We start from the raw sequence: 15621 nt of genomic DNA, 5'->3' as shown, positions 1-15621 counted from the left end.
CTCTTCGCCGGGGCCGACACCGGTGCGGAAACACTCGCCCGCGCCATGACCGTCATTGAAACCGCCAAGCTGAACAACCTGGACCCACAGGCCTATCTCGCTGACATCCTCGACCGCATCCATGATCATAAGATCAACCAGTTGGATGAGTTGTTGCCGTGGAATTGGAGTGCCGATTGTCCGTAACTTACGTCATCTCTGACGTCGGTATCTATATGCTGGCCGCAGTCGCCGAGATCGCAGGATGCTTTGCATTCTGGGCATGGCTGCGACTTGATCGCTCCGGATGGTGGCTGATCCCAGGCGGTATAGCTCTCGCACTTTTTGCCTACCTGTTAACGAAGGTCGATGTTCAGTTCGCTGGCCGCGCCTATGCTGCCTACGGTGGCATATATATTGCCGCATCCATAGCTTGGCTGTGGACTATAGAGGGTCAAGTTCCAACGCGATGGGACTCCACCGGCGCAGCCTTCTGTCTGACTGGAATGGCAATCATTCTGATCGCACCCATGATTCAAAAGTAAAACGCGGTATCAATCGAGCGGTTACGTTGTATGCGTTCGCCCGGTGCCCGTGATCATCGCCGACCTCGCCCTGAGTGGCATGGCCCCGTCCCGTCGGGCTTACCATCAGCGGCTCAACCGACCCGGACCTGGCACGGATGATGCCGGGGCAGATTTCTTACACCCGGACCAACGGCACCCCACACCCAAGTACCGGTAACAGCGTATGCAGCACATTTATTGAAAGACGGGTTTTTCACGTTTGACCGAGACAGTCGCCAGAGAAAGACCGCACAAGCATCGCCCAACCCGTCTATATCCGGCGAAATCAACATGTTCAGGTAAGGAAGTGGTGCCCCCACACGGACTCGAACCGCGGACCTACTGATTACAAATCAGTTGCTCTACCAGCTGAGCTATAGGGGCACTGCGCGTTCGTTTAGAAGATTGATGCGGACCGTGCAAGAGGGGAAATGGCAAATATTTTGCAGTTTTACACATCGTGCCAGAAGGTTTATTGCAAAGACGACATAAGGAAAGTTGAACTGAAATCCCATGCAGTTAATTTTGCACGCAGGTGCCCACTATACTGAAGAAGACCGACTGTTAAAAAGTCTGCTTACCGATAAGGCCCTGCTCGCCATACACGGGACTTTTGTGCCGGAGCACAGCGTCTATCGTGGGTTGTTTCGCGACACTTTGAACGCGATGCATAAAACTTCGGCGTCAGACAGCGCTCGTGATGTTCTGCTAGATGCAATCCTGGAGGATTCCCAGGCGGAACGCGTGATATTATCGGACGCCAATTTCTTTCGCACCCCGGCGACGGCGATGATCGACGGCATGCTGTATCCCTCCGCCCCGGTTCGGATGATGCGCATGGCGCAGCTTTTTCCGGATGATGAGTTGAAGATTTTCTTGGCTATCCGTAATCCTGCGACCCTTTTGCCGATTCTTCACCAGGTTTCCGCCGACAATTCAGACACGCATTTCTGGGGGGACAAAGACCCGCTGGATGTACGATGGTCAGACACCCTGACCTTGCTGCGCGATTCAGCCCCCGAGATCGATATCACCGTTTGGTGTAACGAAGACGCGCCACTGATTTGGGGCAACATCCTGCGCGAGATGACAGTACTGCCAACAACGGTGCCGCTTGCTGGTGAATTCGACCTGCTTGAAACCATCATGAAACCAGAGGGAATGGCCCGGTTCAAATCATATCTGGCGGCGCACCCACAGATCACGGGCATACAGCAGCAACGCGTGATTGCCGCGTTTCTGGACAAGTTCGCGATAGAAGACGCGCTTGAGGAAGAACTGGACATGCCAGACTGGACAGATGAACTGGTCGAGCAGATGACCGAGATTTACGACGCAGATGTGGCGCAGATCCAGCAGATACCGGAAATCAGGATGCTGTTGCCTTAGTTTGACGGCCTTGCTGCAATCTGCACCGCGCATTTGGGGCGGCATGTTCAGCTTATCGAGAGCCCATCGACCCTGAGAGGAAATGCCAAACCTTTGGCAAAATAGTCGCTTCGTAGGTCCAGCAGTTGCCCCAGCGGGTCCGGTGTGGCGTTGTTGGGGTGTCCGTCATCAACGGGCCCGTCACTTGGCACCTGGCCCGCGACCAATTGCAATACCGGCCGCCGCCTTTGAATGCAGTCGTCCAGCACATCACGCAGTTGACCGGTATCCATCGATTGATCCGGCAAGTTGTCTATAGCCAATATCTGGCGCGTCCCCACCCCTGCCAAGGCCGCGGCTTCCAACCATGCCTGAGCGCATGTTTGCGATACGACAAGCACCGGAAACTCTTGGATGTCACGCAGGTATGAGCGGTGCATTTCTGCCAGCCCGATTGTTTGAATCGTATATGGTTCGACCGATCGCTTGATGTCGGCAACGGATAAACCGGTTTCGTCTTGCAAGCGCTTGACCAGGCCTAATACCTCTTTCACATCCAGATTCATCAATGACCAGTTGTCCAGCTCGACCAGCTTGGCTGAACCTCCCTGAACCAACGCAACCTCGAACCCTTTAGCTTTCGTCATCACGGGATCAAGACAGATCGCATTGGCCAACGATATCGGCAAATAGGTGACGTCTATCGCGTCGTGCAGGCTTTGAACCTTTCCTATGGCGGTGAAATGCGCCCCGTGGTCTCTGACCTCGGTCTTGGCCCGTTCGATGTTCGGCCAAAACGACAGGTGGCCAAGCTCCGTGTACTGGGGCGATTTCGTACCGCGCAACTGTTCAAGCTGGCTTTTGAGAGCACTGATAGCCGCCTGGTCCCGATCGGCATGTGCACCTGAATCCTCCGAGCTTTTAAGAACGCCTATGTGCCCGGTCTGTGCAAGCGTCGTCGGCGCAAAGGTATTCGCAACGCGCAATGGATTTGGCGCGCCCCTGGTTGTGGGAACTGGATTGGCCCATACCCTGCCGGCAGACCGGTCTGAGTGCGCGTGGTTATGTGACGGTGAAAAGGTGCTGGAATCTTGAATGTTATTATTATGCGATGACATGTAACTTGCCCTACGTATGGAAATTAGGCCTAATAAAGCGGCGCGAAAAATTGCCCCGCGAAAATCGCTAAGCTAGTAACCAACTACGAACATAAGAAAACGTAGCATAAATAATGTGATTTTGGCGAAAAAACAATCTGAAGTATAGTGGTTTTTCTAAATACAACTTATGGGCTGCATGTGGGGATCACCGTATCAGTTGTTGTGCAGACGCGCGACGATACTGTCCGCAGTCACAGTCCCGATGATATCTTGCCCCTCGGCAACCGGAATTGCCTGCACAGCCCCGGACATCTGTTCGATCAGCTCTGACACCGGGGTTTCGGTGGCGACCGGGTTGGTATCCGAGGCGACCACCGGGCCCATGACGTCACGTGCGGTCAACACCCCGAGCGGATTCATATTCGCGACAAACTCGGCGACGTAAGCCGAGGCAGGGTTGGAAAAAATCTCGCGCGGGGTGCCGCACTGCACAATGCGGCCTCCTTCCATGATCGCAATCCGACCGCCCAATTTGAAAGCTTCATCCAGATCGTGGCTTACGAAGATAATTGTCCGTTTCAACTCGCGCTGTAACTCAAGCAGTTCGTCCTGCAATCGGGTGCGGATCAACGGATCAAGCGCCGAGAAAGGTTCATCCATCAGCAAGATCGGTGCTTCGGTAGCAAAGGCACGGGCAAGACCGACACGCTGCTGCATACCACCAGAGAGTTCGCCCACCTTGCGATCAGCCCAATCGGCAAGCCCGACCAAGGCAAGCTGCTTTTCCGCACGGTCCAGCCGTTCCTGTTTGGGAACATCGGCCAGTTCCAACCCAAGGGCCACGTTGTCGCGCACGGTGCGCCAAGGCAGCAAGCCAAACTGTTGGAATACCATGGACACACATTCACGCCGGACCCTGCGCAGATCTGGGGCGGAGCTTGCTGCGACATCACAGCTCCAGTCGCCGTCATTTACCCGTACCGTGCCGCGCACCAGCGGGTTCAACCCGTTCACCGCACGCAACAACGTGGATTTGCCAGAGCCCGACAACCCCATCAGCACAAGAATTTCGCCCTGTTTTACGTCGAGGGTGCAATTGTGCACCCCCAACACCTGCCCTGTTGCCGCTTCGATCTCGGCGCGGTCCTGCCCCGCGTCCATCAACGGCAAAGCTTTCTCGGGCTTTTGACCGAAAACGATAGATACGTTGTCAAACTCAACGGCATTCGCAGGATTCATCATCTCGTCGCTCATTTCCGTGTCACCCGCAGCATTCGGTCCAGCATGATTGCAACGACCACGATGATCAAACCCGATTCAAATCCCAAACCGGTATTCACCTGATTAAGGGCGCGCACCACAGGCACGCCCAGTCCGTCGGCCCCCACCAAGGCGGCAATTACCACCATGGACAGCGAAAGCATGATGGTCTGGTTCAGGCCCGTCATGATCTGCGGCAAGGCATAAGGCAATTCGATTTTCCATAGTGTCTGGCTGGGTTTCGCGCCGAATGCCTGCCCCGCCTCAAGCAATTCCTTTGGCGTGGATGCAATGCCAAGCTGGGTCAGCCGTATCGGTGCTGGCAGCACAAAGATTACCGTGGCAATAAGGCCGGGGACCATCCCGATACCGAAGAACACGATCGCGGGAATGAGGTAAACAAAGGTTGGAAGGGTCTGCATCAAGTCAAGCACAGGTGCCATGTACCGGTACAGCCGCGGCCGGTGCGCGGCGGCAATGCCGATTGGCACGCCTACCCCCATGCAGACGACGCAGGCTGACAGCACCAGCGTCAGGCTTTCGGTAGTTTCCTCCCAATAGCCCTGATTCAGAATGAACAAGAACCCCGCCACGATCAACAAAGGCATCTTCAGATTGCGCTGGATTACCCAGGTCAGCCCCGCGAATACGGCGATAATCACCAGCGGATGCGGGGTTTGCAACACCCACAGGATAGCATCAATCAACCATTCCATCGCGGCGGCCAGCCCGTCGAACAACCAACCGGCATTGATGAGCAACCAGTTGAAAGCAGCCTCGGCCCCATCGTCGACCGGAATCTTGTTGTCAGTGAGCCAGTTCATATTTGCCTCCGCAGCGCTGCTGTCAAATCGTACCAAAAAGGGCCCGCTTATAGCAGGCCCTTTTATTCATATACCCAGATTTATTGAGTGATCTTTTGGGTCGCCGCCATCGCGTCGCCACCATCCTTGGTGGTCACACCGGCCAGCCAGGTGTTCAGGACGTCGGGGTTGGCCTTGATCCAGGCTGTCGCGGCTTCGGCAGGGTCCTTGCCATCGTCCAAGATCGCTCCCATGATCTCGTTTTCCATCGCCAACGTGAATTCCAGGTTGTTTAACAGTTTGCCAACATTTGGGCATTCTTTGACATAACCTGCGCGGGTGTTGGTCTTGACCGTCGCCCCGCCCAGATCAGGCCCGAAGAAGTCATCGCCCCCCTCGAGATAGGTCAGATCAAAGTTGGAATTCATCGGGTGAGGTTCCCACCCGAGAAACACCACCGGATCGCCCTTGCTGGTGGCTCGTTTCACCTGCGCCAGCATCCCCTGTTCGGACGATTCAACGACTTTGAAATCCTTCAGACCAAACGCGTCATCGTCGATCATCGACTGGATCAGGCGGTTGCCATCATTCCCGGCTTCGATGCCATAGATCTTTCCGTCCAGCGCATCTGCATTCGCAGCGATATCCGCGAATGTCTTGATGCCCATGTCAGCGGCGGCTTTGTTCACAGCCAGCGTATATTTCGCACCGGTCAGGTTCGTACGCACGGTATCCACGGTCCCAGCGTCACGGTAAGGCGCGATATCTGCTTCCATCGTGGGCATCCAGTTACCCAGGAACACGTCGATGTCCCCGGCGGCCATCGATGTATAGGTGACAGGCACGGACAATATCTTTATGTCGGTTTTATACCCGAGCGCATCTAGAATGACCGTGGTTGCTGCCGTGGTCGCGGTGATGTCGGTCCAGCCTACATCGGAAAATGTGATCTCTTCGCAACCGGCGGCGGCAAGGCTGCTGGCGAAAGACAGGGACAAGGCGGTCGTCGCGGCTAGGATTTTCATGTTAAAGTGGCTCCCGATTGTAATTATTATTGGTGACATAGTAGAGCGCGAATGCCGGGGTTGATGCAACCCGAAATCTTGGGCCACACGACCGATTACATATGCTAGACTGACATAGCAGTTGCAAAATCCCGGCGCTCTGGGATAGCCAACCTTGGAAAAGCCGATACGTGACCTGCCCGCACAGCGGGAGGAAACTGGATGGGATCAACGGGATGATAATCTGCCTAGCATTTTCTGCAAATTTTAGCGGTCCATCGCGATGAACCCTCGAAACGTAGACTGGATAGCCGTCGATTTCGCGGCCCCCGGGATTCACATCTGGGCCCATGATACGGATGGCGATGTTGTCCAGCATGACATAATTCCACCCGGCAGCGTTGGTGCGGAACTGGGGGCAATGTTGCATGCCCTTGAACCTTACCTGTCCGATGACCAAACTATTCCCGTTATCTGTTCTGGCTATTCGCCCCTGCCCGCGCAGATTTCAATGCCCGTGCCGTCGGAACCCGCCGGTACATTAAGTCGCCTTGCGGTGGAGGACCCCAGGGTTTCGGTACTGACGACACCCGGGCTGAAGCAGGCCCGTCCGCTTGGGCTGATGCAAGGCAGCGCGACAGCGATCAGCGGTTTTTTGACCGGGACGCCGGATTTCGACGGTGTGGTTTGTACCGTCTCTAAAAATGCGCATTGGTCGCATATAAGCGCCGGTGAAGTCGTGAGCTTTCAATCTTTTCTGACGCCGGAACTGGCCGGCCAGTTGACATTCGGTCCGGCGCAGAAGAACAGCCCGGGGCCCGGCGATCTGGACGAACCTGTCTTTGATATCGCGGTTGACGAAATCATGACGCGTCCGGAGCGCTTTGCCGCGTCTTTGGCACAGATATCCGCCGGAGCCGCGCTGAAAGAGATTTCTCCGACGGCGGGGTATTCACAGCTTGTGGGCGGGTTGATCGGAATGGAACTGTCAGGGGCTCGCCCGTATTGGCTGGGTCGGCAGGTTGCGATTATTGCCGACGACCCTTGGGGGGCACTTTACGCCCGTGCCCTTAAGGCCCAAGGCGTTCAAGCAACAATCGAGCCCCGCGCACCGCGGGTTCTTGCGGGGTTGCGGCATTGCTATCAAGAATGGTGTGCCAAAAAGAACTAAGCCACGCGTTCATGCAACGTAGTTGTCGTCGCGACATGCCCCTCGGCCCGGTTGCGCATGGCGCGCGAGGGCCGCTCGGTGCAATCCCGCTGACGTGTTGTCAACATGGGATGACCTTTGGCTGACAACCTTGTGACCGTCAGGAACCCCTCCCCCGGACCGGCCGTTGTCTTGGTAAGCATAAAGGAGATCGAGCTTGTCCAAGATCACAACCATCAACCCCGCCACCGAAGAAGAAATCCAGACCTATGACCTGATGTCGGAGCGTGAGGCCACCCAACGTGTCGAAGCGTGTCATGACGCATTTCTGAAATGGCGTGAGATACCGCGCCAGGAACGCGCCACCTATCTTACCAAGATCGCGCAGAAGCTTCGCGATAACGTCGATGACCTGTCAGCCTTGATGACGCAAGAGACCGGAAAACTGTTAAAGGACGGTCGCACAGAAGTGGAAATCTGCGCCGCCATTTTCGACTATACTGCCAAGCACGGACCCGAGTTGCTGGCAGACGAGGAACGTACCCACGCTGGCGGCAAAAAACGCGGGGTAGTGAGCTATCAGCCTATCGGGGTGATATACTCTATCCAGCCTTGGAACTTTCCGCTCTATCAACCGGTCAGGGTATTAGCGGCAAGCCTGATGATCGGAAACGGGTGTGTGTTGAAGCACGCCAGTATCTGCACCGGGTCGGGCCTTCGGTTGCGTGAACTGTGTATCGAAGCAGGACTTCCCGAGGATCTGTTTCAGGTCATACTGATCGACCATGATACAAGCGACAAGCTGATAGAACATCCCAAGGTGCGCGGTGTAACCCTGACAGGAAGCGATCAAGCCGGCAGCCATGTCGGTTCGGTTGCCGCCAAGGTGCTCAAGAAGACCGTGCTCGAGCTGGGGTCGAACGATGCGTATCTGGTTCTCGAAGACGCCGATATAGAAACCGCTGTAAAGTTTTCAGTGATCGGGCGTCTTTACAACAATGGGGAAACCTGCGTGTCAGCCAAGCGCTTTATCGTCGCGGACAAAGTGTATGACGCCTTTGTCGATGCATTTGTCGAGCAGATGAAAAAGATTACTTTGGGCGATCCGACTGACGAGGCGACCCAGCTTGGGCCATTGTCGAGCCAAGGGCAATTCGACACGGTCAAGGAACAGGTTGAACAAAGTGTCGCCAAGGGTGCCAAATTGCTGTGTGGTGGCAAGGCCCCGGACCGCACCGGCGCGTATTACCCCGCCACTGTCTTGGCCGAAGTCACGCCCGGCATGCCTGCGTATGACGACGAAATATTCGGCCCCGTCGCATCGGTGATCCGCGCCAAAGACGACGAAGATGCGATGCGTTTGGCGAATGACAGCCGATATGGCTTGGGCGGCGGCATTTTCTCCACGGATGAGGATCGCGCGCTGAAGCTGGCGCGGAATTACTTCGATACCGGAATGGTTCGGATTAATTCGTTCGGAGCCGCTGACCCGAACATGCCGTTCGGTGGCGTGAAAAACTCGGGCTACGGACGAGAGCATGGCGGGTTTGGTATGAAAGAGTTCGTAAACGCCAAGGCGATATTCCTGCCCTGATCGCGTTGTATCCGACGGGTCATGCGAACAAACGTGTAACCGGGGCGCGTCGGCGCCTCGGGCTGGCCGTCTGTTAGCAATATTGAACCCGAAACAGTGAATGATGGAGATTTTACATGACGATGAATATTCTTGTTGCTGGTGCTACCGGCAAAACCGGCCGCCAGGTTCTGCAGTATTTGATGGATCGAGGTCACCAGCCCACCGCGTTGGTGCGCGAAAGCTCTGACACCGGCGACCTTCCCCATGGTGTGAACCTGCGAAGCGGGGATCTTGCCGATCTGCCGTCCGACGTCTGCGATAATATGGATGTGGTGATATTCGCTGCTGGATCAGGTGGGAATACCGGTGCCGAAATGACAGACAAGGTGGATCGTGACGGTGCGAAAAAACTCGTCGATATTGCAGGCAGGTCTGACGTAAAGCGGTTCGTCATGTTAAGCTCTGTCGGTGCGGATCAAGCGAACCCCACAGGCGATCTGGCGCATTACCTAAAGGCCAAACACGACGCCGATGCGCATTTGAAAGCCTCCGGGTTGACCTATGCGATCTTGCGCCCTGTCGCCCTGACGGATGATGACCGCCATCAGGAGGTTACGTTGGGCGATGCCGTCGATAAATCCGCCACGGCATCGCGCGCCGACGTCGCGCATCTTCTGGCCGATGCTGCGATCAGCGGGTGCCTTGACGGTCAGGCCGTTGACATGCAATCGGCCTGAGCCACGCATTACCTGCATGGCACCGCAATGTGTCACGATTCCGAACACTGACAGGTTCATCTTGCGCTTGCGCGGCCCTTTTATCCCTAACACCCACCCTCGAATGGTTAATTTGATCAGTTGGATCATCGCCATTACTGTGTAATAGTGCGCAAATCTTGGAGCCGGTTACGTTGAAAGCGTTAACGTAACCGGCTTCGGCCGGAGTGCTGGTGTTTTTAGGGATGAGGTAATTTGTCTGTTATCGATCTTAGCAAGCTGCCGCTTCCCCAGAACAACTTGCGCTCTTATCTGGATTCAGTCTGTGAAGCTCACGAGCTTGATTACGCGGCTTACGCGGGAATGAACCCGCTGGATCACTCCGTCCACGGTTTCGTAAACTATCCCGATGCCTGGCAGGCGCACTATGTCGAACGAGGCTTCCTGCACCAAGATCCAACATTGAAAATAGCAAAAAGAAGCATCGCCCCGGTTGATTGGCAGCGGCTGCGAGAAGAAGAGTCTTTCAAGACCATCTTTTACGCAGCGCGGGATTTCGGAATTCATGAACAAGGGCTGACCATCCCGGTACGCGGTCCGTTCGGAGATATCGGGCTGTTCAGCGTCACGCGAAACTGTTCGGATCGCGAATGGAAGCAGCTCAAGAAAACGATCCTGGGAGACCTGCAAAATGCCGCCGTATTCCTTCATGACAACGTCGTGAAAACCAGCGCCCTTTCACGAAGGCTGACCCATCCCACTTTGTCAAACCGCGAAGTGGAAGTTCTGCAATGGATCGCAGCTGGCAAGTCTCAGCAAGACGTCGCGGATATCTTGTCGATCTCGAATAGAACGGTTGAGGTGCATCTGCGCTCGGGGCGATCCAAGCTATCGGCGCTGAATACCTCGCAGGCCGTTGGTCGCGCGATAGGCTTGGGACTTATCTATCCGATCTGACCCAGATACGGGATTTCCCTAATAGCGCTATGATGCAGATATGTGCTCTTCATTCCAGATGGACTGGAACTGGAGAGAACCATGATTATTGTTATCGACGGGACAAACCGCCACCGCTACACACAATTGTTGGACGAAATGTATGCACTGCGGGCACGGGTCTTCGGCCAGAGACTTGGCTGGGAAGTCGACATCAAAGACGGGCTGGAAATAGACCAATACGACGCGCTTGATCCCGCATATGTCATCGGGATCAATGACGACAACAAGGTGGTTTCGTGCGTTCGTGCCTTGCAAACAACCGGGCCGCACATGCTGTCGGATGTGTTTTCAAGCATTCTGGACGGGCAGCCCCCGATGCGCAGCGCCACGCTGTGGGAATCCACACGATTTTGTGTGGACACCGATGCGCTTGATCGCGGCAATTCGCGCAACTCGATCAGCTATGCGACATGCGAACTGATGGCCGCCTCGTTGGAATATGCCCGGGATTCAGGGATTTCGGACATCGTTACCGTCATAGATCCGGTGATGAACCGGGTTCTCAAACGGTCGGATTGTGCACCATATGGGTACGTCGGCAAGACAACCCCGATGGGCAAAGTCGCAGCCATGGCGGCATTGCTTGATTGCAGCGACGACCGCATCGCGCGTATCCGGAACTTTGCGGGCGTACAAGGCAACGTGTTTGTAGATACGGAGCGCGAACGTGCCTTGTCCGATGCAGGGCGCGAAGCCGCCGGGGTTGCACCGGCCCGTGCAGCGATGACAGAGCCGACCCAACCGCAAGACACCTATGCGCTGCTGCAAGATTACTGTATCGATCAAGTGCTCGATGCGTCATCGACTGACGAACACAACGCGGCGCAGCGTCTGAACAACATCCTTCTTGAAGCAGGTCTTCTTGAAGGGTCGAAGTCGTTGCTGAAGGTTTGCTGACAAGATGGGATGAAAACGCTGAAGTAGCGCCCGGTCGTGACCATCCAATATTTACTCGACGTTATTGACAAGATTTCACACCATGAGGGTTCTTAAGCATGTCACGCTTTTGAACCCTTTGTCACCGTTAGACTGAAACGCAAATGCGCTGCTGAACTTCCCATCATTGGTGGCCTGGGTCCCAGCGTGCAGATTGCATATTCTTTATAAGCGGTGGGAGGGTGAATTTCGGCCGCCGAAATAGGCATTATATCCCGCAAACGGCGACATATTTGTTCAAAAAAATGCCGTTCGTTATAATTTACTATAATGACATAAATTAGCCTTTGTCATTGGCTTGATTGTGCCGAGATGTGATTTGAAAATGGGTGAGTGCTCGTATTGTTTAATAAGTTAAGCAAATCCTTAAGGTACGGTAACAAGTTCGTGTGGTCGCTTTTTCTCTGCGCCACGGTTCTCATTGTACTCTCCGCCTATCGGCTTGATCGGTTGTCCTATGCGAATTTCATTCAGCAAGTGCGCACGGATACATATCTGGAACTTCTGGTCGTCAAAGAGAATTTCCAGTCTGTCGTCCACGAGCAATCTCTCGCTCTCCGAGAGCTCGCCACTTTTTTAGGCGAAAACCCCGACATCACTCAGGCCGAGTTTTCAGACAGAGCGCAGAAAGTTCGTGGCGGTAACGATTCAATCATCAACATTGCCGTGGCACCGGATCTGGTGATCTCGATGATCTATCCAATTGAGGGGAACGAAGGCGCGCTCGGCTTGAATTATCGCGAAAACGCCGAGCAACTGCCGGCGGTTCAAAAGGCATTGAACACCGGTCGCAATGTGCTCGCCGGACCGATCAACCTTGCACAGGGTGGCGTAGGACTGATTATGCGTGCCCCCCTGTACTACTCGGAAAATCAAGGTTCATCAGCGGGCCAAAACATACGGAACCAGCCACGCAGTCAGGGCATTGTTTCGGTTGTGTTGGACTATCAAAAGTTTCTGGATCAAACCGGAATTAGCGAAGCGGCCACAAAGTATGATCTGCTGATTGACGCTGCGGACCCGGTTGGAGCGGACGGGTCGGTGTCATTATTCGGGGATCCGGCCGTCAAGGACCAGGAACCCGTAAAGCTTGACTTCGATATTGACGCTGCGGACCCGGTTGGAGCGGACGGGTCGGTGTCATTATTCGGGGATCCGGCCGTCAAGGACCAGGATCCCGTAAAGCTTGACTTCGATTTCGCGTTTGAAAACTGGCACTTGCTGGCAACGCCAAAAGGTGGTTGGCCGGATAGATCGACATCGCAGTGGGAAGAAAGGCTCGTCATGGCGATTGTCGCATCGTCATTGCTCGCCCTGCTCGGCTACATTCTTTGGCTGGCAGAAACACGCAAGAGCGCCCGAATGCTTCTATCTGATGGCATCGAAGCGTTAAACGATGGCTTCGTGATGTTTGACAAAGATGATCGCCTCATTCTGAGCAACGCGAAATATCAAGAGCTTTATAACCTGCCCTCTGAATTGTTACGCCCGGGAACCCCTTTCAAGGATATTGTAAAAGCCGGCTTCAAAGGCGGCAAGCTGTCGTCAGGGAACATGGGCGAAGAGGAATGGATCGCCAAACGCGTGCACGCCCGCCGCGTCGGCGGTGCGCTTCAGGAAGAACATCATCTTGCAGATGGTAAAGTGATCAAGGTTTCCGACCAGCTTATGCAAAACGGGCATTCTGTGGGTTTGCGCGTGGATATGACCGAATTCAGCAAGGCCAAAGCCGCAGCCGAAGCCGCAAGCGAGGCAAAATCCGATTTCATGGGTTTGTTAAGTCACGAATTGCGGACGCCATTGACGGTGATCCTGGGCGTGGCGCGGCTGTCAGCCAATGCACGTCTTTTGGGACCATCCAAAGAACTGCTGGCCGCGCTTGAAACCCGCGATGCCGACCCCAAAGAGCTTGAGGTTCTGGCAAACCGCATGTTTGACCAATTGTCGGGCATGATGGACCGCATGATCCAATCCGGAGAGCATTTGTTGCATCTGATCAATGAAATGCTCGACATCGCCAAGATCGAAGCCGGAAGTCTTACGATCATCCCGACCGTATGTGATATAAGCGAAATCGTTGATCCCGTTGTCCAGCAACTTACCACGCTATCCTCGGCAAAGGGGCTGGAGTTTCAGGTATCGTCCGATCAAGGGTCGGTTTACGTTGACAAGGTGCGCACGCGCCAGATCCTGTTCAATCTGGTTGGCAACGCGATCAAGTTTACCGAAGCCGGGCGCGTCCAACTGACTGTAACGGTGGATGAAAACACGGCTGTATTTGAAGTATGCGACACTGGTAATGGCATCCCCGCAGACGAGTACGACAGCATTTTCGACGCTTTCTATCAAATTGATTCAACTGCAACTCGCCGTGCCGGGGGAACCGGCATGGGGTTGGCAATTTCGCGAAGTCTGGCCGAACTGCAAGGCGGAACCCTGACCGTTGCCAGCGCGATGGGGGAAGGAAGCTGCTTTAGCCTGACTTTGCCCACCACCGCACCGTCGGACCCGAACCCCGGTTTAGACGCCTAATTCGGTCGGTCGTCACCGTTAATTCGCCTGGCCGTTATCCTACGGGACCGGGTTCAGGCGCTTTGGATATAGCGCTGTATCGCAGCCTCGGTTCCGTTTTCCCAAACGACGGAGAGCCAACGGGTGAAGGCGTCTGCGAAAACTTCGGATGAAGCGAGATCGCCGTAATAGTTGCTCTGTTCCAGCCAGGCTTGCGGACGCAGGCGCGCGGCCCTTGCCACGGTTTGCAAAGCATCCCAATTGGGATCGTTCGGGGCAATGATGGTACCGTCCTCGCGCGTACCTTCACACATACGCGCCCAGATCGCCTCGACCAGGGCAAGACCGTCAACCGAAGCATTCACACGCAAGGCGTCCCGGATCACCGGCAGGATGAAACCCGTGTGCCGCGAGGAGCCGTCAAACGCCACGCGCCGGGTCGTGTCGCGAATTTGCGGGTTTGCAAAACGACGCTCTATCAATTCAACGTATTCCGGTGGGGTCATGCCGTGAACCGACGCCACGTGGGGGCAGACTTCGGTGCGAGCGACCTTGGAAAACAATGCGTGAATAGCTCGATGGGCCATACATTCCGCAATCGTCTCGACGCTCAGCACTTCGCCGGCATTGGCAAGCACCTGATGACCGCCATTCAACAGGCGAATTTTCATCGCTTCAAAGCTGTGCACGTCGTCGGTCAGGGTCGCTCCTACCGCTTCCCACGCGGGGCGCCCGGCGCAAAACTTGTCCTCTATCACCCATTGCCGAAAGTTTTCATGGGTAACGGGCACGGTGTCGGCAATGCCAAAGCTGCGCACCAGCGCCAGTTCAGCGGGGCCGGTCGCAGGCACGATGCAATCGACCATCGAGTTTGGAAAGGTACAGTTCGTGTCGATCCAATCAGCCAATCCGTCATCCACGCACCGCGCGAACCCCACGACCGTCTGGCGTAAGATATCCCCGTTCCCCTGCAAGTTATCGCATGATTGGCAGGTAAAGGGCCCGGCTCCGGTCGCGCGACGGGCGCGCAGCGCCGCCACCATCGCGCCAAAGGCGGTTCGCGGCTGATCCGGATGGGCGATGTCATAGCGCATATCGGGGTGATCGATATCGAATGCACCTGTGCCTGTTTGATAATATCCACCCTCGGTTACCGTCAGCGCCACGATGCGTATGTGCGGGTCGCTCATCTCAGAGATCAGCGTCGCGTTGTCGTGCTCCACCGGGATATACCCGATCATCGCGCCGGTCACCTCTGCCGATTGGCCCGAAGGGTCAAGTTCGATCAAGGTCGTCAGACAATCCTGATCAAGCAGCTTTGCCCGGGAAACCGCATCAGAGGGGCGGACGCCGGCGCCAAGAATTGCCCAGTCATGCGCCATGCCCTGATCCATGAGCCGGTGCAGATACCACGCCTGGTGAGCGCGGTGAAAGTTACCCAGGCCGATATGAATAATCCCGGCCGATAGGCTTTGACGGTCATAGGACGGCACGCGAACCGTCTTGGGCAATCGCGACAAGGTGGCCAGAGCCAGGTTTGGCAGGTCTGAGTTATCTGGTTGCGCGGTCCCGCCAGAGATCGGGGTCTGCGCTTTGGTTTGTGTGGTAGTTTGGGTTTCGGAACGGGCCATGACACGGCTTTCTAAATAGGTG

Annotated in this window: 14 protein-coding genes and 1 tRNA gene; 9 read left to right on the top strand and 6 right to left on the bottom strand. The window is 55.4% G+C overall.

What is annotated here, in order from left to right; all coding sequences use genetic code 11:
• Both AC13DE_RS01150 and AC13DE_RS01145 read left to right on the top strand, forming a co-directional pair.
• A partial coding sequence (locus AC13DE_RS01150) for a transposase domain-containing protein (protein WP_483046746.1) occupies positions 1–186 on the top strand: 186 nt, incomplete at its 5' end.
• Positions 177–524 carry a YnfA family protein gene (locus AC13DE_RS01145; protein WP_483046745.1) on the top strand — a complete coding sequence of 116 codons (348 nt, stop codon included), beginning with the start codon at positions 177–179 and terminating at the stop codon, positions 522–524. The genes AC13DE_RS01150 and AC13DE_RS01145, both read left to right, overlap by 10 nt.
• A gap of 329 nt (positions 525–853) precedes the next feature.
• Here AC13DE_RS01145 and AC13DE_RS01140 read toward each other — a convergent pair.
• Positions 854–929 (bottom strand) — tRNA-Thr (locus AC13DE_RS01140).
• Between the two features lie 129 nt (positions 930–1058).
• Between AC13DE_RS01140 and AC13DE_RS01135 the strand changes: the two genes are divergently transcribed.
• Positions 1059–1934, top strand: coding sequence for a hypothetical protein (locus AC13DE_RS01135; protein WP_483046744.1), 876 nt, complete (start codon positions 1059–1061; stop codon positions 1932–1934).
• Between the two features lie 47 nt (positions 1935–1981).
• Here AC13DE_RS01135 and AC13DE_RS01130 read toward each other — a convergent pair whose 3' ends face one another.
• The 4 genes from AC13DE_RS01130 to AC13DE_RS01115 form a co-directional block, all read right to left on the bottom strand.
• Complete coding sequence (locus AC13DE_RS01130) at positions 1982–2899, bottom strand: hypothetical protein (RefSeq protein WP_483046743.1); 918 nt, start codon at positions 2897–2899, stop codon at positions 1982–1984.
• 327 nt (positions 2900–3226) lie between these two features.
• Positions 3227–4267 (bottom strand): choline ABC transporter ATP-binding protein, encoded by a 1041-nt coding sequence (gene choV / locus AC13DE_RS01125; protein ID WP_483046742.1) that lies wholly within the window; start codon positions 4265–4267, stop codon positions 3227–3229.
• Positions 4264–5097: a choline ABC transporter permease subunit gene (gene choW / locus AC13DE_RS01120; RefSeq protein ID WP_483046741.1), complete on the bottom strand. Its 834-nt coding sequence runs from the start codon at positions 5095–5097 to the stop codon at positions 4264–4266. Before choW ends, choV begins: the two co-directional genes overlap by 4 nt.
• Positions 5098–5177: 80 nt before the next feature.
• Complete coding sequence (locus AC13DE_RS01115; RefSeq protein WP_446298230.1) at positions 5178–6101, bottom strand: choline ABC transporter substrate-binding protein; 924 nt, start codon at positions 6099–6101, stop codon at positions 5178–5180.
• Between the two features lie 262 nt (positions 6102–6363).
• On the opposite strand from AC13DE_RS01115, the gene AC13DE_RS01110 reads away from it, so the two are divergent.
• The 6 genes from AC13DE_RS01110 to AC13DE_RS01085 all read left to right on the top strand — a co-directional run bounded on the left by AC13DE_RS01110 (position 6364) and on the right by AC13DE_RS01085 (position 13989).
• Entirely contained in the window at positions 6364–7251 is an 888-nt protein-coding gene (locus AC13DE_RS01110) for a 2-dehydro-3-deoxygalactonokinase (RefSeq protein WP_483046740.1), read from the top strand.
• A gap of 196 nt (positions 7252–7447) precedes the next feature.
• Complete coding sequence (locus tag AC13DE_RS01105; RefSeq protein WP_483046739.1) at positions 7448–8824, top strand: NAD-dependent succinate-semialdehyde dehydrogenase; 1377 nt, start codon at positions 7448–7450, stop codon at positions 8822–8824.
• Positions 8825–8946: 122 nt separating this feature from the next.
• On the top strand, positions 8947–9543 hold the full coding sequence (locus tag AC13DE_RS01100; protein WP_446312354.1) for an SDR family oxidoreductase: 597 nt from the start codon (positions 8947–8949) through the stop codon (positions 9541–9543).
• A gap of 234 nt (positions 9544–9777) precedes the next feature.
• A complete protein-coding gene (locus AC13DE_RS01095) occupies positions 9778–10479 on the top strand; it encodes an autoinducer binding domain-containing protein (protein WP_483046738.1) in 702 nt (233 codons plus the stop codon).
• An 81-nt stretch (positions 10480–10560) separates the two neighbouring features.
• Positions 10561–11418: an acyl-homoserine-lactone synthase gene (locus tag AC13DE_RS01090; protein WP_483046737.1), complete on the top strand. Its 858-nt coding sequence runs from the start codon at positions 10561–10563 to the stop codon at positions 11416–11418.
• Between the two features lie 426 nt (positions 11419–11844).
• Complete coding sequence (locus AC13DE_RS01085; protein ID WP_483046736.1) at positions 11845–13989, top strand: sensor histidine kinase; 2145 nt, start codon at positions 11845–11847, stop codon at positions 13987–13989.
• Between the two features lie 53 nt (positions 13990–14042).
• On the opposite strand, the gene AC13DE_RS01080 is transcribed toward AC13DE_RS01085, so the two are convergent.
• The gene (locus AC13DE_RS01080; protein WP_483046735.1) at positions 14043–15599 is read right to left on the bottom strand and encodes a mannitol dehydrogenase family protein; all 1557 of its coding nucleotides are present in this window, start codon (positions 15597–15599) and stop codon (positions 14043–14045) included.
• Positions 15600–15621 lie beyond the last annotated feature (22 nt).

It is taken from the genome of Sulfitobacter sp. L-8 (assembly GCF_056859255.1).
This window is presented reverse-complemented; position numbering and strand designations above follow the sequence as displayed.